General features: G+C 41.3%; 16 protein-coding genes. 4 read left to right on the top strand and 12 right to left on the bottom strand.

Annotated features, from left to right (window positions below):
* Nucleotides 1–12 precede the first annotated feature (12 nt).
* The 7 genes from HUJ22_RS01255 to HUJ22_RS01225 all read right to left on the bottom strand — a co-directional run bounded on the left by HUJ22_RS01255 (nucleotide 13) and on the right by HUJ22_RS01225 (nucleotide 10,660).
* Entirely contained in the window at nucleotides 13–1,359 is a 1,347-nt protein-coding gene (locus HUJ22_RS01255; RefSeq protein ID WP_290872553.1) for a hypothetical protein, read from the bottom strand.
* Nucleotides 1,360–1,449: 90 nt separating this feature from the next.
* The gene (locus HUJ22_RS01250) at nucleotides 1,450–2,082 is read right to left on the bottom strand and encodes a response regulator transcription factor (protein ID WP_290872550.1); all 633 of its coding nucleotides are present in this window, start codon (nucleotides 2,080–2,082) and stop codon (nucleotides 1,450–1,452) included.
* A gap of 12 nt (nucleotides 2,083–2,094) precedes the next feature.
* Complete coding sequence (locus tag HUJ22_RS01245; RefSeq protein ID WP_290872547.1) at nucleotides 2,095–4,971, bottom strand: sensor histidine kinase; 2,877 nt, start codon at nucleotides 4,969–4,971, stop codon at nucleotides 2,095–2,097.
* Between the two features lie 115 nt (nucleotides 4,972–5,086).
* A complete protein-coding gene (locus HUJ22_RS01240; RefSeq protein WP_255132498.1) occupies nucleotides 5,087–5,941 on the bottom strand; it encodes an RNA polymerase sigma factor RpoD/SigA in 855 nt (284 codons plus the stop codon).
* Nucleotides 5,942–6,141: 200 nt separating this feature from the next.
* Entirely contained in the window at nucleotides 6,142–7,308 is a 1,167-nt protein-coding gene (locus tag HUJ22_RS01235; protein WP_290872542.1) for a phosphopentomutase, read from the bottom strand.
* Nucleotides 7,308–8,771 (bottom strand): GAF domain-containing protein, encoded by a 1,464-nt coding sequence (locus HUJ22_RS01230; RefSeq protein ID WP_290872540.1) that lies wholly within the window; start codon nucleotides 8,769–8,771, stop codon nucleotides 7,308–7,310. The genes HUJ22_RS01235 and HUJ22_RS01230 overlap by 1 nt, the downstream gene beginning before the upstream one ends.
* A gap of 92 nt (nucleotides 8,772–8,863) precedes the next feature.
* Complete coding sequence (locus tag HUJ22_RS01225; RefSeq protein ID WP_290872537.1) at nucleotides 8,864–10,660, bottom strand: M3 family oligoendopeptidase; 1,797 nt, start codon at nucleotides 10,658–10,660, stop codon at nucleotides 8,864–8,866.
* Between the two features lie 300 nt (nucleotides 10,661–10,960).
* On the opposite strand from HUJ22_RS01225, the gene HUJ22_RS01220 reads away from it, so the two are divergent.
* The 4 genes from HUJ22_RS01220 to HUJ22_RS01205 all read left to right on the top strand — a co-directional run bounded on the left by HUJ22_RS01220 (nucleotide 10,961) and on the right by HUJ22_RS01205 (nucleotide 16,123).
* Nucleotides 10,961–14,623: a multifunctional oxoglutarate decarboxylase/oxoglutarate dehydrogenase thiamine pyrophosphate-binding subunit/dihydrolipoyllysine-residue succinyltransferase subunit gene (locus HUJ22_RS01220; RefSeq protein ID WP_290872534.1), complete on the top strand. Its 3,663-nt coding sequence runs from the start codon at nucleotides 10,961–10,963 to the stop codon at nucleotides 14,621–14,623.
* An 11-nt stretch (nucleotides 14,624–14,634) separates the two neighbouring features.
* Nucleotides 14,635–14,991, top strand: a complete 357-nt coding sequence (locus HUJ22_RS01215) for a hypothetical protein (RefSeq protein WP_290872531.1) — start codon at nucleotides 14,635–14,637, stop codon at nucleotides 14,989–14,991.
* A gap of 107 nt (nucleotides 14,992–15,098) precedes the next feature.
* Complete coding sequence (locus tag HUJ22_RS01210) at nucleotides 15,099–15,692, top strand: DUF1801 domain-containing protein (RefSeq protein WP_290872529.1); 594 nt, start codon at nucleotides 15,099–15,101, stop codon at nucleotides 15,690–15,692.
* Between the two features lie 8 nt (nucleotides 15,693–15,700).
* On the top strand, nucleotides 15,701–16,123 hold the full coding sequence (locus tag HUJ22_RS01205; RefSeq protein WP_290872526.1) for a hypothetical protein: 423 nt from the start codon (nucleotides 15,701–15,703) through the stop codon (nucleotides 16,121–16,123).
* Between the two features lie 30 nt (nucleotides 16,124–16,153).
* Here the strand turns inward: HUJ22_RS01205 and HUJ22_RS01200 are convergent, their stop codons facing one another.
* The 5 genes from HUJ22_RS01200 to rsmA form a co-directional block, all read right to left on the bottom strand.
* Nucleotides 16,154–16,546, bottom strand: a complete 393-nt coding sequence (locus tag HUJ22_RS01200) for a DUF3224 domain-containing protein (protein ID WP_290872523.1) — start codon at nucleotides 16,544–16,546, stop codon at nucleotides 16,154–16,156.
* Nucleotides 16,543–16,968: a hypothetical protein gene (locus HUJ22_RS01195; RefSeq protein WP_290872520.1), complete on the bottom strand. Its 426-nt coding sequence runs from the start codon at nucleotides 16,966–16,968 to the stop codon at nucleotides 16,543–16,545. Before HUJ22_RS01195 ends, HUJ22_RS01200 begins: the two co-directional genes overlap by 4 nt.
* Nucleotides 16,969–17,085: 117 nt before the next feature.
* Nucleotides 17,086–18,756 carry a chaperonin GroEL gene (gene groL, locus HUJ22_RS01190; protein WP_290872516.1) on the bottom strand — a complete coding sequence of 557 codons (1,671 nt, stop codon included), beginning with the start codon at nucleotides 18,754–18,756 and terminating at the stop codon, nucleotides 17,086–17,088.
* A 48-nt stretch (nucleotides 18,757–18,804) separates the two neighbouring features.
* Nucleotides 18,805–19,092 carry a co-chaperone GroES gene (gene groES, locus HUJ22_RS01185; protein WP_290872513.1) on the bottom strand — a complete coding sequence of 96 codons (288 nt, stop codon included), beginning with the start codon at nucleotides 19,090–19,092 and terminating at the stop codon, nucleotides 18,805–18,807.
* Between the two features lie 165 nt (nucleotides 19,093–19,257).
* Nucleotides 19,258–20,031 carry a 16S rRNA (adenine(1518)-N(6)/adenine(1519)-N(6))-dimethyltransferase RsmA gene (rsmA, locus tag HUJ22_RS01180; RefSeq protein WP_290872511.1) on the bottom strand — a complete coding sequence of 258 codons (774 nt, stop codon included), beginning with the start codon at nucleotides 20,029–20,031 and terminating at the stop codon, nucleotides 19,258–19,260.
* Nucleotides 20,032–20,141 lie beyond the last annotated feature (110 nt).

The following is a 20,141-nucleotide window of genomic DNA, read 5'->3' as shown; positions in this document are numbered from 1 at the left end:
TGGGCCGGACTTTTAGTTATTTCCCCGGCTTCTTTTTTTGCCGGAACTGGAACTTGAAGAACCTCGGCTCTTTGTCCCTGAAGAAGATTTAGCTCTGGATACTCGAGATCGAGAAGAAGAACTGCTTTTTACCCGGCTTGTAGAGCGTGAATGAGACTTAATACTTGAACGTCTGTCAAATATTGAACTTCTATTGTTAGTGGGAGAAAATAAATCACTTCTACTAACTTTGCGTTTACTCTCGATTTTACTTTTCACGTTAACCTTACGGGTCGGTATAGAATATGTGTTCTTATATATATTCGGGGAAAAATTTGTTCTTGAGCTACTCAGATTTGAGCCAGAGCCACGGGTACGTGCTGTACCATTATTACCGCTTGACGAGCGTTTTTTTCCTACCGATGATCCGCTGCCCCTGCTTTTACTGCCACCGGAATTTGTTCGGCCCTTTCCAACTGAAGAAGAACCTCGAGAACGAGTAGAGCTACGTCCTACAGAACCTGAAGAACTTTTACCCACTGACCTTCCGGATCCTCGTACTCGGGACCCACTGTTAGTAGTACCACGACTTCTTGTCATACCCGTACCGGTAGTACCTCGAGACCGTATTCCCGAGTTATTACTTTTCAGGCCGGAACGTGTTCTTGTATCACTTCTGTTTACCAGGCCACTGCTTCTGGGACCTTTTCGGTATAAGTCTGCACTTCTCCTATACTTTTTTTCCCGGTGGTAATTATTATAGACGTAAACATTTGAATAATAAGAGTGTCTGCCATAATACCCCCAACTGTCGTAGAAAGGATAATAGTAATATCCATAATTGTAATAAGAAGGATGATAAGCATACCAGTAAGGTGAGTGATAAGCATAAAACGGACTGCTGTAATGAAAACCAAAACCTGCATATCCAAACCATACATTACTTCTATGAACATAGCGGTGATGTCTATACCACCAGCTGTCATGATACCATGGAGTATAGCCGTAAACGTAGCTGTCATTTATGCCATTTCGGTATCCTTTATAATATCCATCATCAAATCCGTCATCATACCCTTTCCAGTAATAACGATCAGCATAATGATCTTTATACCATTGTTCGGTTTCATAATCTTTATAATAAATACCAGCTTCTTCGAGGGCATATTCATCTTCAAGGTATTCATCCTGTTCATTATTGTAATTAGAACGTGGTGCCTGCGCATCCCGCCCTTCTTCAAATCCATCCCAGGCAGAATAGCCATCATAACGATCGGTTATAGGAAACCTGTCATAGGTTTGAAACTGGGTATAGCAACCTGTGAATAAGAAGGGTACAATTAGTAAGAGAAACCGGTTGATGACTTTTGAACTTTTCATGACAAATACCTTTTTCAGGACTTCATTTCAGTTTACACCATGAATATGAGTCATTTGCTACTCACATTTTATCACATGTTAATGTTAGCTTCATATTTCTCCCCGCAAAGACTTTGCAATTACTTCTGCTTTAGAGTTAACATGAAGTTTCTTATAAATATTCCTTATATGTGCTCTAACCGTGTCAATGGAAATATCATAACGATCGGCTATTAGTTTATAACTGAGCCCATCCACCAAACCATTTACAATATCCTGCTCTCTGTTTGTGAGCATACTGTCTTCATTCTTTTTGGGAGCTTCTTCATTGAAATGTGAAATCACTTTCCGGGCTATTTGAGGAGACATTGGGGCCCCGCCTTTCAGTAAATTTTCAATTGACTCTTTAATTTCAGGGAGTGAAGTATGTTTTAATAGATAACCGGAGGCACCCGCTTTAAGAGAATCAAATATTTTATGCGAGTCGTGATATACCGTAAGCATAATAATTTCTATTTCAGGGTATTTTGACTTAATAATTTCCATTCCCTTTATGCCGGACATTCCCGGAAGTTGAATATCCATCAGTATCACATTTGGTTTTTGATGCTCTTCAAGATGTTCCAGCATTTCCTCCACTGAATCTACAGCAACCGGACATTCCATATCTTTCTGCATGTCCAAATAACGCTGTATTAAATCTCTGATTTTTTTATTGTCCTCAACTATTCCTATAACTGCCATTGTCTCTTTTCCTTAGTTAGCATTTAGTTTCCCTTTCACTTTTATGGAAAACCCATCCGTACTTTCAATGTTAAAATCTGCGCCAATACGCTTCGCTCGCATGTCCATGTTACGCAATCCATGACCTGTTTTTTTCGTTCCTTTGCCGGTAGTTCCATTATCACTGATATTGAATTCAAAATATCCATTATGGTTTTCCATTCTGATGTCTACGCGGTCTCCATTCGAATATTTTGCTATGTTATTCACGGCTTCTTTAAAAATCAGATATACATTTTCTTTTACAGATACCGGTAATTTATTATCCATATTCAGATTATCGAAATTATAGTTTACCGTCATATTTTTCGATTCAAGTGTATTAAGGATATAATCCTGCATGCGGTCTGTTAAATCACCTAAGGTATCGTTGCGGGCATCGATCGACCAAACGATATCATCCAGGCTAGATACAATTTTTCGGCACTGCTGGCCAATTTGCTGCAATGACTTCTTAAATTCTTTGTCTGCATCTCCTGCTTGCAGGAAATCTGATTGAAGAGCTATTTCAGTGAGGCTTGCCCCCACATCATCATGTAAATCACTGGCAATACGTACTCTCATGCGTTCAATATCTATTATTTTTCGGGCACGATAGTAATTATAAAAAAGATATATGATCCCAATCACCACTGCCGGAACTAACATCCAAAACCACCACTGCATCCAAAAAGGAGCCATAATACTGAATCTTATCTCTTCCAATTCGGTGCTCCAGGCTCCATTAATATTTCGGGCATGAACCAGAAATTTATACTCACCAGGAGGCAACGACGGGTATTTAACCGAACGAGAAGTTGTTTGTTGCCAGTCCGGGTCAATACCGCTCAACTTATATTCATACAGAATCTGATTTGGGGCAGTAAAGTTAATTCCAGCATAGTGTATTTCGAGGTAATTCTCATCATGAGAAAGTGTAAAACGTTTTCCCACCTGATATTCTCTTCCCGATGCATTCACCCCTACAATATGAACTTTAGGAGGAACAGGATTCCCTTCATAGGAATCCGGGTTAAAACGGCTGAAACCTTCTACCGTGCCAAACCATAAATAACCGTTACTATCTTCATAAACTGCCCCCAGGTTCAGCTCATTTGCAACTAAACCCTGTTCCTTATTTAAAACCTGAAAAGCCCGGGTCCGATCACGATCCGGTAAATTAAAATATTCTTCAGCATTGAATCTTACCACACCGTTTGTAGTTCCAATCCAATATAATCCATCTTCACTTTGGTGAATAAAATAGCATACATCATCGGGCAAACCGTCACTAGTTGTAATACTTTGAAACCGAAGGCCGTCAAACCAGGCAATGCCTCCAAAAGTTGAAGCCCAAATTTGTCCTTCATCATCTATAAGTAAATTCATGACCGCATTATTTGGAAGGCCTTCCTGAATAGCAAAACTTTGAAACTCTCCTTCTTTATATCGTGTAATGCCGCCATATGTAGCTATCCAAATGGAGCCATCTTCTCCTTCAGCTGAGTTTAAGACACGATTACTTGCCAATCCCTCATCCGAAGTAATTTGCTCAAATTCCCCTTCCCGGTAGTGAATAATGCCATCATCATAAGTACTTATCCAAAAACTTCCATCCGATGCCTCCATGATATCCCTTACTTTCCTGAATGGAAAAACATCGTCACTAAAAACGTATAAGTCCTCTCCCTCCAGGATGGCTAATCCCTCTCTCATACCTATCCATATACGTTGCCTAGAGTCCGTGAATAACTTATAAATCTGATTATCAGGAAGCTTGTCATTTAGCCCCAGATCATCAAATCTCCCATCATTAATTGAGTTCATACCCCCGCCATAGGTACCTATCCAGATTCGGCCTCTCCGGTCTTCGGTAAACGTGGTAACCAGGTTATTTGGGAGGCCCTGTGCGGTACTGTAATTGGCAAAATAGTCTCCGATAAACAAGTTCACCCCCCCTCCGAAAGTTCCAAACCACATATTACCTTCCAGGTCCATCATTGAAGAGTATATAATGTTATTGGAAAGCCCGGATGCTACCGTATAGTTTTGAAAATTTTCTCCATTAAAAAAACTTACACCGCCTTCTGTACCAATCCATACTGTATTGTTTTTGGTAATGGTGATTGAGCGAATCAGATTATTTATTAAGCCGTCTGAGGTATTATAAATCTCAAAACCTTGCCCATTAAACCGAACCAATCCGCTTCTGCTGCCAATCCAGACGGTTCCTTTATCATCTACTTTTATATCACGAATCCGATTGGCAGGAAGCCCGTCACTGACCGTATACGTCCTGAAACTTCCGCCTCTCAGAACAGTTGCCCCTCCTCTGGTTGCAAACCATAAATCACCTTCTTTACTTTCCGCTATAGCACGGACTCGGTCATTCCCCATTCCGTTTGAAGTTGTGTACTGAGCTACAAGTTCACCATTTGAATAATGCCATACTCCGTTCCCATCCGTGCCAAACCACATATCTCCAACTCGGTCTTGAAAAATGCTAATCACAGTTGAATTAATCAGGGGTTCGTGATACGGGCTGGAGTAAATGCTGTCCGATTCCATATAATTGACTCCGGCTTCAGAGCCAATCCAAATTCTGCCCTCAGCATCTTTATAAAGTGAACGAATTCGACTGCTGTTAAGCCCCTGCTCTTCAAAATAATTTTCGAAACGTATACCGTCAAAACGATTCAACCCGAAACCGGTTCCCAGCCATATATATCCCTCATTATCCTGGACTATATCATAGACCACTGACTCGCTTAATCCCTGCTCAATAGAAAATGTTCGAAATGGATAGCTTTGAGCCGTCACAGTTTCAGTGATACCCAAAAAAAGCAACGATATGAATAAAAGTCTTTTCATTACCCTAATGTAACGTAAAGTGGAATAGATTAGTAGGGTAGAAATGCCTTTAAGTAAAAAAGCCCTCCACATGAAAACATGTGAAGGGCTATATCTCACGTATTATAAAATCATTTTAACCAAGATAGGCTCTTAATGCAGCACTTCGGTTATGATGTCTCAATTTTCGGAGTGCTTTTTCTTTAATCTGACGCACGCGTTCACGGGTCAAATCAAAACGTTCTCCAATTTCTTCAAGGGTAAGCGAGTGTTCGCGCCCAATACCAAAATATAATCGAATGACTTCTGCTTCGCGAGTAGTCAGTTTTGAAAGTGCTCTTTCAATTTCCACTTTCAGAGACTCTCCCATCAAATCGAAATCCGGATTAGGAATCTCTTCATTTTCCAGAACATCCAGCAAGCGATTGTCTTCACCTTGTGCAAATGGAGCATCCATTGAAAGGTGACGTCCGGAAATTTTGAGTGTGTCAGCTACTTCACCGACGGTCATCTCCAGGCTTTCCGCAAGCTCATGAGCAGATGGCACTCGTTCATATTCCTGCTCTAATTTGGAAAGTTCTTTACCAATTTTGTTCAGTGCTCCTACACGGTTCAACGGAAGACGCACTATACGGCTTTGCTCGGCTAATGCCTGTAAAATAGACTGACGAATCCACCAAACAGCATATGAAATAAATTTAAATCCACGGGTTTCATCAAAACGTTTTGCTGCTTTAATCAAACCAAGATTTCCTTCGTTAATCAAATCACCAAGAGAAAGCCCCTGATTTTGATATTGTTTTGCTACAGAAACTACAAATCGAAGATTTGCTTTGGTAAGATCTTCGAGTGCTCTCTGACTTCCCTTTTGAATTTCTTTGGCCAACCGGACCTCATCATCCGGGGTAATAAGTTTCTCTTTTCCAATTTCGTGCAGATAGCGATCTAATGACTCTGACTCACGAGTAGAGATTCCAGAACTTTTTGCCACTGTATATACCTTTTAATGAATGTTTGCGTACGCGATTGCGCAGATGATTGTCCTTCAAGCTTTAAAAACACGTGTGAAAAGCTTAGATATTGCGTCTGCGACTTAATGAATTATACAATTGGATAATATACGTAATTATTGACTCAATTTTAAATACGCAGAAGCATGTTTTTAAGGTTCAAAGGCATTCTTTGAAAAATCTAATCTAAAAAAGATTTTCCCGGAAAATCGTGATCCATTCCAAAAAAACCTGCGATACTACAAGCAATATTTGAAAAAGTATCTCCTGTTCCGAGGTTTTCAGCTTTTGCTGCTGCTTTTGGAAATACAATTAGCGGTACAAATTCACGCGAATGATCGGTGCTGGCAGAACATGGATCATTGCCATGATCACCGGTAATTATGAGCAAATCTTCTTTTCGTATTTTTGAAACAATGGCGGGAATCGCACGATCAAATTCTTCAAGGCTACCGGCATACCCTTCCGGATCTAACCTATGCCCAAATAATTGATCAGTATCAATGAGGTTTACAAATACAAAACTGTTATCAAGTTGGGCCGACATCAAACTCAATAACTGTGAAATTCCTTCTGCATTGCTTTTGGTGGGCCTGTATTGAGTAAACCCATTTTCGGCAAATAAATCACTCACTTTACCAATTGAGTATGTCTTGATTCCCGAGTCATATAGCTTTTGCACGAGATTGTTTTTGGGAGGAATAGAGGAATAATCGTGACGTTTCTCAGAAATTCGTTCAAAATTTCCAGGAGTTCCGGTAAACGGGCGGGCTATTACTCTCCCCACTTCGTGTTCACCTATAGTTGCATTATGACGGGCAAACTCACACCATTCATATAATTTCTGGATTGATACCAACTCTTCATGGCAAGCAACCTGAAACACACTATCAGCCGAAGTATAGACAATGGGATACCCGGTTTTTATATGCTCTTCTCCATAATCCTGTATCACATCCGTTCCTGAATAAGGTTTATTACATAACACCTTTTTGACTCCTGTCCCTTCACAAAAGGCGTCAATTAAATCTTTCGGAAATCCATTCGGATAAGTTGGAAATGGTTTTTCAAGCTGAATCCCGGCTATTTCCCAGTGACCGGTAGTAGAATCTTTTCCGGCCGATACTTCCCTCAATTTTCCAAAAGCAGCCAACGGCTGTCCATTTTCAGGAACCGAAGCAAGTGGTATGATATTACCGATTCCCATTTTTTGTAAATTTGGAAGTTTAACCCCTGTTTCTTCAGATACATGGCCAAGAGTATTCATGCTCTCATCACCATACTGATCAGCATCTTCCTGAGCTCCGACCCCTAATCCATCAACTACAATTACGTAAGCATTTCCCATTACCCTTCCACTAATTCTGCTTCATCATCATTCATCACTTTTGAAAGAGCTTTTTTAGCCTTCTCTTTGACCTGGTATGCGTTTACAGATTGATCTGATATTCTGGTGTATCCTACCTTAAACTGTGCTCTTATAGTGCCGCCGATAGAAAGATCCATTCCCGATTCCAATTTCGATTTCATTTTTTCCACCCAGAAAGAGACTGCTTCTTCATCATCACTTTGAATCAAAAATGAATACACATAATCTGAATTATAGCCAATGAAACCCGGTATTCCATAACGGGATGGATTTAGTGCTGTCACGAAATCCGTTTGAATACTCTGAAGGTCTTCCAGCCTGTATTTCGTGCGAAGGCCGGAAACATCATCCGGAGCTACCAAGCCAAACCATGTTGCCGTTCCTGTGCCTTTTTTTAGCTTGGCAAGTTCATTTTCTAAAGAAACTTCCCACAACTCAGGCATAAAAGCCCCAAAGTTCTGTGTTAAAAGTTCATGTACCATTCCGGATTTTTTTACTGAAGATTGAATACTAAGCGCTGCAATACGCGCCAAATTTGAAAGTTTGTGCTTTGTCGACTCTTTGAACGTCAACGGATCATTATCGTAACAAACTACCACTCCTTGCCGGCGGTCATGAATCAGAATAGGAATGGCAAATGAAGCCCCTTCGGTTCTTCTTTCAGCAGATGTAATGCGCCGGGGGTTATTGTTAAAATGCATCGTAAAAACCGGCTCCCCTTTCTCAAGGGCTTCATATGCAACGCTTTTTTCCTCGAGTTGCAAGCCCAGATTTGGAGCAAGATTTGATTGTTTTGCACGTAGCACCACATTCCATGAATCCATTCCGGGAGCTAAAAATATGGCGCCGCCATTAGGCAGGCATCTTTGCATTTCTTCCAGCATCTTATCAAAAATCTCGACCCGGTGCAGGCGATAATCCAATCGATTTACTGAAGCCTCATATTCTTCCCACTCCTGCTGATTTTCATGTAAATCCACCACTTCCAGATACGTATCAAGCACACTGACCAAGGCGTTATTATATGACATTACCTGATCTTGAATCACCTCTTGATCGATGTCATTTTCACTTTCAAGCACCGTAAGTGCGACCGTTTCTCCTTTGTTAATAAAGGGGATGATCAAAATGTTTTTAGCCTGTACAAAATCAAAGTAATGAATCAGCTTAGCTTTAGAAACATCCTCTCCTACAACCAATTGAATGACTTCCTCAGCGTCTTTGAATTCATCTAAAAAATGATTTTCAAATGCTACGCGATCCTGAAACATTACGTTTGGCAAGCCGGTGCTATTCGTCTCCCATACAAATTGTTCTCGGGCCCGATTTACCCAGCACATATAGGAAAGCTCTACTTTGGTTGAAGTTTGCAGCAGATGAACCAAATCCTCAATGATTTGTTTGAATTCCCGTAAAGCCTTTTCTTGTCGGTCTAAAGACATTAGCTGTAGTTAGTTAATAAGTGGATTAAACTGTTGGAGTGTATGGATTTTCACCCATAGTTACTTATGATTACCAAATTGCGGCCAGCAACTTAGATACTTTTCGCCATTTCTTCAGCTTCTTCTACCATTCGCTCAAAAGATGCGAGGCCTTTATTCCAAAAATCAGGTTGAGTGATGTCTAGCCCCATTTTTGCTACTAAATCCTGCGGCCACTCAGAGCCACCTGCACTCAGTAATTCCAAATAACGTTCAGAAAACCCCTCCGGACGTTGAATATATTCCTCATATAAAGCCAATACCAGCAATTCTCCAAATGCATATGCATATACATAACCGGGGGTATGCAAGAAGTGAGGAATGTAGCTCCACCAAATACCATACTCTTCAGTTAAAGTTACTGAATCTCCATAAAGAGCTTCCTGCTGTTCCATCCATAACTCCGAGAACCGCTCTGCTGTAAGCTCTCCTTCTTCGCGCCGGGCTGTATGCATTGCATGCTCAAAACGATTCATCGATATCTGACGGAACACGGTAGCAATGGTGTCATCAATCTTACCAATTAGCAGAGCTAGTTTTTCTTTAGGATCATCCAGTTCCTTCATCAACTTTTGGAAAACGAGCATTTCACCGAAAACCGATGCCGTTTCCGCAGTAGTTAACGGAGTAGATGACTGGAGTACCCCTTGCTTCCGAGAAAGATACTGGTGCACCCCATGCCCCAATTCATGTGCCAGTGTTTGAACGTCACGGATTTTACCATCAAAGTTCATAAATACATATGGATGAACCGACGGAACCGTGCTTGCAGAATAAGCTCCTCCTCGTTTACCGGGCTTGATGGCAGCATCTATCCAATTCTTATCAAAAAACTCTTTGGTGATTACCCCCATTTCAGGATGGAAATTTGAATACGAATCCAGTACCATTTTCTCAGCCGACTTCCAGTCAATCGTTGCCTCATTTTTCAGTATGGGGGCATAGCGATCGTAATCCATCATTTCATCCAGTCCAAGCAAATCTCGTTTTAACTTATAATAACGCTGAACCAGGTCATATTTGGAAGTCACTGATTCAATCAAGGCATTCACCGTTTTATGATCGGTTTGATTTGCCAAATTTCTTGAATCTATCCAGCTTTCATACTTACGAAGTTTATCATTGGTAGACTTATCCGCCAACAGAGTATTAAAAACAAAAGTAAGTTGTCGGCTTAAGTCCCTGAATTTATTTGTTAATGAGGCATGAGCCCTGATTCTTAAGTCCCGGTCGCTTTCATGGAGTTTGCTCAACACTTCCTGCTCGCTCAGTTCTTTTCCATCCAGTTCAAACTTAGCGGCCCCTAAAGTCTCATCAAAAAAGCGAACCCAGGCACTCCGTCCCGTCACTGATTTAGCTGACAGGATTTGCTCCTGCTTTTCTTCCAGCACATGGTCTTTATATCGACGCGAACTCTCCAGATGATGCTTATATTTTTTGAGGTGCTCATCTTCGATTAATTTTCGGGCATCCTTTTCTGATATTTTCAGCCATTCAACATCTAAAAAAACAAGCTTTTGGCTGATTTCCGAAGATAATTCATTTGTTTCAGCAACCAGTTTTCCATAGTCGGTATTACCTGTGTCAGTAGACCATTGCAAATATGCAAACGACCCAATCTTTCCGGACAAATCTAAAATGCCTTCATACTCATCCAGCATTTCCTTAAAAGCTTTCGCATCAAGTTTGGAAACCTTTCCGCGATATTTATCTGCAAAAGCTTGCGCTTCTTCAAGTACTTTCTTCTTGTCTTTAGATAATTGAGGATCGTTGTTGGACGAATAGAGATCGGAAAGATCCCAGTTTATATTTTCCGCACCGGTTTGTTTCTTTGCTGAAGTTTCGCTCATTCCTTGATTATTTGATATACGAGTGAGTAATCTTACCTGAAAATTTAGATATTGAATATAGGGTTTGAGCTAAGCGAATTAAAGGGGAAATGAAGCTTTATTTTGAAGAAAAATACGCTTCAATTATCTCCTTAAAATTCAAAAATAACAGTCCTCAGAAAATATCGTTTTTTAAGAATCTAATCCTTAATTTTGATGCTGATCAATTCACAACAAATTGGTTGTTTCTGAACCATTTTAAAGGAATTTTCATTAGTATAAAAAATCGCTGCCAAAATACCGTACGAGGTTAACAAACCATTGAAATCACTTGAAGCCGTATTCGGCCCCAATTCAGCTCTTGTAGAAGAATTATACGATCAATATCAAAATGAGCCGGAATCGGTCCCACCGCACTGGAAACGCTACTTTGACGAGCTTGAAGGGAAACCTGTAGATGAGGCAAAACCTGAAAAACTTCAACCCTCGGCAACAAAAGAAGAAACGGTGCCCAATGGAAAAGAGGCTGCCGAAACAGCTAAAAAAGCTCCGGTTCAGAAAGAAGCAAAAAAAGAAGCTGAGGCGCCGAAAAATGCCAGTTTAGAAAAAATCAAGGGTGTTGCTACTAAGATTGTAGAGAATATGGATGAAAGCCTGGAAGTACCTACAGCTACTTCCCTTAGGGTGCTTCCGGTCAAAATGATGGTGGAAGATCGCGCGATCATCAACCGTCATTTATTAAAGAGGAATGAGCCCAAAGCCTCTTTTACTCATTTTATTTCATGGGCCATTATTCGGGCACTCAAAGAATTCCCCACTCTTAACAGCTCTTATCTTTACAAAGATAACAACCACTACCGTGTAGTTCCTGATTCGGTAAACTTGGGTATTGCGGTAGATTTAGCTGGTAAAGACGGGTCCCGGAATTTAGTTGTTCCAAATATTAAGGGTGTCGACAAAATGAACTTCAAAGAGTTCCTACACGCTTATGCTGAGCTTATTGATAAAGCCAGAAATGGAAATTTACAAATTGAAGACTTTCAGGGAACTACCATAAGCATTACTAACCCCGGCACGATTGGCACAGTTTCCTCCGTACCACGATTGATGAAAACACAAGGCGCCATTATAGCAACCGGTGCTATTGATTACCCTGCCGAGTATCGTGCTATGTCGAAAGAAATTCTAAATCAACTGGGTGTGAGTAAAGTGATGACCGTTTCTTCTACTTATGATCACCGGGTAATTCAGGGTGCCGAATCCGGCATGTTTCTGAAGAAGATGGATGATCTGTTAAGCGGGCAAGAAGATTTTTATGAGCAGATTTTTTCTGATCTGGATATTCCTTACGAGCCTCTTCCCTATGGTGAAGATAATTATACAGGTCCATTTGCCGGTTCCCAAAACACCCTGGAGCATGACCAGCGCTCTGTGGGTGTTTGGAGGCTTATCAATATGTACCGAATGCGTGGTCACGTATTAGCAGACCTTGACCCGCTTGGAAAAGAGCCTGGAAAAAACCCAGAACTCGATCTGGATTATTACGGACTTTCACTTTGGGATCTGGATCGTGAGTTTTACTGTGGCGGCTTAGGCGGAAAAGAACGTGCCAGTCTTCGTGAAATCATCAGCCTGCTCCGAGATACCTATTGTGGAAATATCGGGGTGGAATACATGCACCTTTTGGATCTGGAAGAACGCAAATGGTTGCGTGAAGCCATGGAATCTACCGGGAACAATGCTCAGCTAAGCAAAGATGATAAACGCGAAATTCTGCATAAGCTAAATCAGGCCATGGCTTTTGAAGAATTTTTGCACAAAAAATATATCGGCCACAAGCGTTTTTCATTAGAAGGGGCGGATACTTTAATCCCGATGATTCACTTCCTGCTTGAAAAAGCCGGTGAACACGGAATTGAGAAGTTCTTCCTTGGGATGGCTCACCGCGGGCGCTTGAATATGCTCGTCAACATCATGAACAAACCCTACCACCGGGTATTTGCCGAGTTTGAAGGCAATATAGACCCTGATTCTATTCAAGGCTCCGGAGATGTGAAATATCACCTTGGGGCAAAAGGCGTACATAAAGCAACCAACGGTTCTGAAATTGAACTGCAGTTAATGCCTAACCCCTCGCACCTGGAAGCAGTAAACCCTGTGGTAGAAGGTGCGGTAAGAGCAATGCAAGATCACCATGAAAAGGAAGACGCTTCAAAACGAGTAGTACCCGTACTTATGCACGGTGATGCGGCTTTTGCCGGACAAGGCGTAGTTGCTGAAACACTTAACATGTCTCAACTGGAGGGTTACAGTACCGGAGGAACGGTTCATATTATCATAAATAACCAAATTGGATTTACTACCCTGCCCAAGGATGGCCGTTCTACGGAATATGCATCTGACATCGCAAAAACCGTTTTAGCCCCTATTTTCCATATAAATGGTGATACTCCGGAAGCCGCTGTTCATGCCATTCAAATGGCTCTTGATTACCGTCAAAAATTTGGTAAAGATGTGGTCATTGACCTGATTGGGTATCGCAAGCACGGTCATAATGAAGGAGACGAACCTGCTTTCACTCAACCCGGAATGTATAAAGAAATTAATGATCATGCTCCCGTACGAGATCTTTACACCGAATATTTGGTTAAAAACGGGGAGCTCACAAAAGAAGAAACCCAACAGATTTTTGATGAGTTCGACCTACTTTTGCAGGAAGCTTTCGAGGATGCCAAAAAAGCTCCAAACCTGGAAGTAACCGACAAGCTGATTGATCGTACTGAAACTCCTCAGGATGAATGGAAAGCTTATCCGGATACTACTTATCCGGCGGAAGATCTTAAGGAAATCGCAGTAAAATTAAACACCGTTCCGAAAGACTTTGACGCCAATCCAAAACTCTTGAAGCAGCTTGCCAAAAGAGCAGAGATTGTAAACAACAATGAGAAAAAAATCGACTGGGGCTTTGCAGAATTGCTTGCGTTCGGCTCACTCCTGAAAACAGGGACTACGATTAGGCTTACCGGTCAGGATGTGGAACGCGGAACCTTTTCTCACCGGCACGCTGTACTTCACGGTACCAATACCAGTCAGAAATTTGTGCCTTTAAATAATCTTTCTGATGATCAGGCCCGTTTTCATGTTCACAACAGTTTATTAAGTGAATTTGCAGCTCTTGGTTTTGAATTTGGATACAGTGCCGAAAAACTGTCAGCCTTGGTTATCTGGGAAGCTCAATTTGGTGATTTTGCCAACGGTGCACAGGTCGTTATCGATCAATTTGTTTCCTCGAGCGAAGCCAAATGGGGGCAAAAATCTGCATTGGTAATGAACCTGCCTCATGGATATGAAGGCCAGGGCCCTGAGCACTCTTCCGCCCGCCTTGAAAGATTCCTTCAGCTTTGTGCCGAAGATAATATGCAGGTAATGAATGTGACCACACCTGCTCAATATTATCATATGTTGCGGCGCCAGGCCCTTCAAGAAAATAAAAAGCCGGCTATTTTAATGACACCAAAGAGCTTGCTTCGCCATCCAATGGCCACTTCCAATACTGATGATTTAGCCAAAGGTAAGTTTAGTCCATTTATCTTGGATGAAGATTTTACGGATTCCAAAGCCCTGAAACGCTTGGTTATCTGTTCAGGAAAAGTCTATTACGACTTGCTCAAATACCGTCAGGAAAATGAGATTGAAAACGTGGCCATCGCCCGGCTTGAACAATTCTATCCTTTTGCAGATGATGAAATCAAAGAGCAACTCAAAGATTTTAGTAATGTGAAAGACATCGTTTGGTGTCAGGAAGAGCCCAAAAATATGGGAGCCTGGAGTTTTGTTGCTCCAAGATTTGTGGAATTACTTCAAAAAGGTCAAAAATTGAGCTATATCGGCCGGCAAGCTTCTGCGTCTCCTGCTGCAGGACAGAAAAAGATCCATGAAGCAGAGCAAAACAAACTCGTTGAAGATGCGATGAACATAAAATAAACCCACAAGTTATGAATACGACAAAGTCTCTAACACTTTTTGCTTTGTTATTTGTACTTGTTTTTAATTCTTGTGAAAGTTCAAATTCTGAATATCCCGTTTTGTACCGGGCACATACGGGAACTTTAAGTTGGGGTGGGTCCCCGGAGGTGGATGGATCGGGTTTATTATTTTATACCGGTAATAAAACTTATGGGGTGCCGGGAGATAAATCCGCTTTTGATCACCTCTTCTCTCCAGATACCAACCAAGTGGACGTTCGTGTAGATTTCCTGCTAACAGGTGAAAAGACGGTGAGAGGATGGGGCACTATCTATCCTGAAATCAATATCATTCAAATCGAGCGATTACCCATTGGTCTGAAGTAAAGATTACTATATTGTTTTCTTACAAGTCTGCCAATTTGTTTTTGCAGACTTTCATTTTTTTAGAGAATTCGTTTCTTTCGGTCGTATCAACCCTTAATTCATAGATCATGGCTAAACCCAAGTCTGTTGACGAATATATTGCCAGACACAAAAAATGGCAGAAAAGCCTGAACTATTTAAAAGATTTGATCAGCGATACCGAGCTTAGTGAAACAATCAAATGGGGGCAACCCACCTATACCCTCAATGACAAAAATGTGCTTGCCATTGGAGCATTCAAAGAACACTTTGGGATCTGGTTTTTTAATGGCGCCTTGTTGAATGATCCACATAATTACCTGCATAACGCCCAGGAAGGAAAAACCAAGGCTATGCGGCAACTTAGGTTTTCCTCTTTTAAGGAGATTCATGATGACATGGTGATGGATTTTGTAAATCAAGCCATTAAAAATCAAAAAGCCGGGAAGGAAGTGAAGATAAACCCAACCCGTGAAGCCGACATCCCTCCTTTTTTGGAAGAATCGTTTTCTAAAGATAACGAGTTAAAATCAAAATTTGATAAACTCACCCCGGGCCGGCAACGCGAATATGCGGAGTACATCTCTACAGCTAAACAAAACGCTACCAAACAACGGCGAGTGGATAAAATCATCCCCATGATTAAGAAAGGCGTTGGACTGAATGACAAATATCAGAAATAGTCATTCCGATGATCTCTTCTTTCCGCAAAAACCTCAAAATTATTCTCCCTGTTGTGATACTCATCATGGTAGTAGGATTGATATTTTCAAGAGTATTCCAGCCTGAACCCGGTATTCCAAGACCTGAGGTTAAGATCAATGCAAGCGAAGCCAATGACCATATCGGCGAAGCGGCAGAGGTTTGCGGAGAAGTGGCTAACGCCCGTTTTATACCACAAATTAGTGGGCAACCTACATTCGTCAACTTTGGTCAACCCAATCCCAATCAGGATTTTACAGTGGTTATTTGGGGTGAAAATCGCACGAAATGGGAACAACTTCCGGAAAATATCTATCCCAAAAATGAAGTATGCGTAACCGGAAGGATCGAATCTCATGAGGGAACGCCACAGATAGAAGCATTAAGTCCCAATCAAGTCACTTTTAAATAACATCATTCTGAAAACTTGGGCTTAAAAAACCTAACTAAGTTCATACTCAAACTCATAAAAATGTTTTCCATCCTCGATAATGATCACCATTTTTCCGGATAATCCTTCCAATTCTCCGGTTCCTGAATCCGGTACTACTTCCAGAATGAGCCGTTCTGCTCCTTTGTCCATTGTACCAAAATGCTGAAGTACAAAGCTTCCTTTCTTTCCTTGCAAGCTTCCCCGAACTTGTTCTAAAGCAACATAACCGGCCGATCCTTTTACCGGAGTCATTGCACTTAGCATCTCACCTTTACTTGTTGCATCCAATTCTCCGATAAAGATTTTATCTATGGACATACGGTTCATACTGACTCCATCTTTTCCCAAAACATATCCATCCATTGGTTTTGTTTTGACGTCAAATTCTCCTGAAATCTTCATGAGTACTTATCTTTAATTTTTGCTGTTAAAATGGCCCCCAAATACGCCATTGGAATATAAGCTCCAACAAGATCAACAATACTAAACCAAAGCGGAGCCGGCAGCATCACCACATTACTCACCCCTCCCAAAAGAAAAAAGCATCCAATAAAAAATGCCCATTTTTTCGGTTCAGATACTACAAAATAAGCCGTTAGAAATGCTCCAACCAACGTTCCCAAAGCATGAGCTAAAAAAGGCATTACAAAATGCTGCGGCTGAAATAAGTGCATAGCTTCCTGTAATCCTTCCATGGTGGTTACATCCGCACCTTCCGGAGGTGGAATAATGGCACCGCTGATCATAATAATACCCATATTCACAGCACCCCCAATTATTATCCCCGCTAATGTAGCTAAAGCATTTTTAAAAAACGGTTTCATATATATTGATTTAATTTAACGGGAGAGCAGATTATAGGGAAATCAAAGACATAAAAAAACCCCACACAACTTAATGTGTGGGGTTTAAATCTTCTCAGAGATCTATGAGGGGATGAATTACATCATTCCGCCCATGCCTCCCATTCCTGGCATTCCGCCGCCCATTCCGCCTGGCATTCCGCCGCCACCGTTATCATCATCGTCACCTTTAGAAGGCTTCTCAGATATTACGGCTTCGGTAGTAAGCATTAATGCGGATACAGAAGCAGCATTCTGAAGTGCTGTTCGTGTAACTTTGGTTGGATCAATTACACCGGCTTTAATAAGGTCTTCATAAACCTCAGTACGGGCATTGTATCCAAATGCGCCTTTGCCGTCGAGTACTTTCTGTACTACAATAGCACCTTCGGCACCGGCATTATTTGCAATGGTGCGCAGTGGTGATTCAAGAGCTCTGCGAATAATTTGAATACCAACATTCTCATCGTCAGTATCACCTTTTATCTTATCAAGAGAGGCAATAGTACGAAGCAGGGCAACGCCACCACCGGGTACAATACCTTCTTCAACGGCAGCACGTGTTGCGTGCAATGCGTCTTCTACGCGGGCTTTCTTCTCTTTCATTTCAACTTCAGATGCCGCACCGATATAAAGTACTGCAACACCGCCGCTTAACTTGGCAAGACGTTCCTGCAGTTTCTCACGATCGTAATCGGAAGTTGTGTTTTCAATTTGAGATTTAAGCTGATTTACTCTCGCCTTGATGTCGTCATCTTTTCCGTTTCCATCAACAATAGTGGTATTGTCTTTGTCGATAGTAATGCGAGATGCACGGCCTAAGAAATCAAGAGTAGCATTCTCAAGCTTGTAACCGCGCTCTTCAGAAATTACCGTACCACCGGTAAGGATGGCAATATCTTCCAGCATGGCTTTTCTTCTGTCGCCAAAACCGGGAGCTTTAACAGCTGCAATTTTGAGTGAACCGCGCAGCTTGTTAACTACCAGAGTAGCCAACGCTTCGCCTTCAATATCTTCAGCAATGATCAATAATGGATTGCCATTTTGAACTACTTTCTCAAGAATCGGAAGCAGATCTTTCATCGCAGAGATCTTCTTGTCAAAGATCAGGATGTAAGGATCTTCCATTTCGGTGATCATTTTCTCAGAATCAGTCACGAAGTAAGGAGAAAGATAACCCCGGTCGAACTGCATACCTTCTACTGTTTCGAGGTAGGTTTCAGTTCCTTTGGCTTCTTCAACGGTGATCACACCATCTTTTCCAACTTTTTCCATTGCATCGGCAATTAAGTTTCCGATGGTTTCATCGTTGTTAGCAGAAATGGTTCCGATCTGAGCAATTTCTTTGCGGTCATCTATATCACGGCTCATTTTCTTGAGATCTTCAACAATCGCTTTAACTGCTTTCTCGATACCGGCCTTCAAATCCATTGGGTTGGCACCTGCAGTTACATTTTTCAAACCCTCGCTGAGGATTGCTTGTGCAAGAACAGTTGCTGTGGTAGTACCATCACCGGCATTATCGCTGGTTTTGGAAGCTACTTCTTTAACCATCTGAGCACCCATATTCTGTACTTTGTCGGACAGCTCAATTTCCTTGGCAACGGTTACACCGTCTTTGGTTACTGTAGGTGAACCGAATGATTTTTCTATAACAACATTTCGTCCACGAGGACCAAGCGTAACTTTAACAGCATTGGCGAGCTTATCAACGCCTTTCTTTAGTGCGTCGCGAGCTTCAATATCGTAGTGAACTAACTTAGCAGACATAATTATCTATATTTTTAAGTTTATGATTTAATTTCTTTAAAAGGTGGGTTACGCGACAATTCCCATAATATCAGATTCGCGCATAATCAGGTATTCTTCTCCGTCAAGAGTTACTTCTGTACCTGCGTATTTTCCATAGAGGACTTTGTCCCCTTTCTTTACAGTCATTTCAATTTTGTTGCCGTTTTCTACTTTGCCGGCACCAACCGCTACTACAGTACCCTGTTGCGGTTTTTCTTTAGCCGTATCTGGTATGATAATGCCGGAGCTGGTTTTTTCTTCAGCAGGTTCTGCCTGAACCAACACACGGTCGCCTAAAGGTTTAATCTTAGCCATTTTTATGACTCCTGTTCGTTTTAGTTAATAGTTAAATTTTTATTGGGCTATGCCCTATCCGTTTCGCAGTACTTGATGCAAGTTCCGTACCAAACAGAATAAAAAACGATAAGGGCAGGTTAATCACTCTATTTTAGTCGAATAATGGAAAGATGCACTCAACTATTAGGATAACTTGTCAGTTTGTTCTAAATGCTCTGCCAACTTTGCATAGATTTGGGGAGACCAGTGTTCAGCGCGATCATCAAAATTAAAACCTTCAGGTTGATAATCTCCCAAAACCGGCTTCAAAGAATTGCTTAATTTTTTCCGGCGTTGGTTAAAAGCCGTCCGTACTATAGACTTTAAGGTTTGATCACTAAAGGAAAGTTGAGGCTTATCAAATTTTAGTTTAATGACAGCGCTTGTCACTTTTGGGGGAGGGCTGAATGAATTTCGGGACACTTCAAATAATATTTCAGGTGTGCAAAATAGCTGGGTTTGCACACTCAAAATACCATACTGCTTGGATGAAGGAGCTGAAACCAACCGCTCTGCTACTTCTTTCTGCATCATAAGTATAGCCTCTGAAAAAATTGTCCGGTTTTCCAACAGGGCAAACAAAATAGGAGTTGTAATATAATAGGGAAGGTTGCCCACTACGATATTTTGCTTAGCCGGATCGATCATTTCATTCCAGTCAATCTTCAACACATCTTTTTCATGAAGAGTTAAGTTCTTTACTTCTTCTTTCAATACTTCTACTGCCCGTTGATCAATTTCAATGGCATGTACATCATCAAACTTTTCAACCAGCCATTTCGTTAATGCACCGGTGCCCGGGCCTATTTCTATAATGCGATCGCTTTTTTCTGCGACTATGGCATCAATTATTTTAAAAACAATATTTTTGTCGGTAAGAAAATGCTGACCGAGACTTTTTTTAGTTTTGAAAGACAATGTGTATGATTGACAGTTGACAGTTGACAGTTGACAGTTTTAAGATCGTAGTTATCAATCTTAACTCAAACTTTCATTTCTAACCCCTTTCACCTTGCATCTAAAAACTA

The organism is Gracilimonas sp. (genome assembly GCF_014762685.1).
Taxonomy (GTDB): domain Bacteria; phylum Bacteroidota; class Rhodothermia; order Balneolales; family Balneolaceae; genus Gracilimonas.
Note: the sequence above shows the minus strand (reverse complement) of the source record. Positions and strands in the feature narration are given on the sequence as shown.

Coding starts and splice junctions, on each gene's coding strand:
- HUJ22_RS01255 (WP_290872553.1), bottom strand. CDS start 1,359: ATGAAAAGTTCAAAAGTCATCAACCGGTTTCTCTTACTAATTGTACCC.
- HUJ22_RS01250 (WP_290872550.1), bottom strand. CDS start 2,082: ATGGCAGTTATAGGAATAGTTGAGGACAATAAAAAAATCAGAGATTTA.
- HUJ22_RS01245 (WP_290872547.1), bottom strand. CDS start 4,971: ATGAAAAGACTTTTATTCATATCGTTGCTTTTTTTGGGTATCACTGAA.
- HUJ22_RS01235 (WP_290872542.1), bottom strand. CDS start 7,308: ATGGGAAATGCTTACGTAATTGTAGTTGATGGATTAGGGGTCGGAGCT.
- HUJ22_RS01230 (WP_290872540.1), bottom strand. CDS start 8,771: ATGTCTTTAGACCGACAAGAAAAGGCTTTACGGGAATTCAAACAAATC.
- HUJ22_RS01225 (WP_290872537.1), bottom strand. CDS start 10,660: ATGAGCGAAACTTCAGCAAAGAAACAAACCGGTGCGGAAAATATAAAC.
- HUJ22_RS01215 (WP_290872531.1), top strand. CDS start 14,635: ATGAATACGACAAAGTCTCTAACACTTTTTGCTTTGTTATTTGTACTT.
- HUJ22_RS01210 (WP_290872529.1), top strand. CDS start 15,099: ATGGCTAAACCCAAGTCTGTTGACGAATATATTGCCAGACACAAAAAA.
- HUJ22_RS01205 (WP_290872526.1), top strand. CDS start 15,701: ATGATCTCTTCTTTCCGCAAAAACCTCAAAATTATTCTCCCTGTTGTG.
- HUJ22_RS01200 (WP_290872523.1), bottom strand. CDS start 16,546: ATGAAGATTTCAGGAGAATTTGACGTCAAAACAAAACCAATGGATGGA.
- HUJ22_RS01195 (WP_290872520.1), bottom strand. CDS start 16,968: ATGAAACCGTTTTTTAAAAATGCTTTAGCTACATTAGCGGGGATAATA.
- groL (WP_290872516.1), bottom strand. CDS start 18,756: ATGTCTGCTAAGTTAGTTCACTACGATATTGAAGCTCGCGACGCACTA.
- groES (WP_290872513.1), bottom strand. CDS start 19,092: ATGGCTAAGATTAAACCTTTAGGCGACCGTGTGTTGGTTCAGGCAGAA.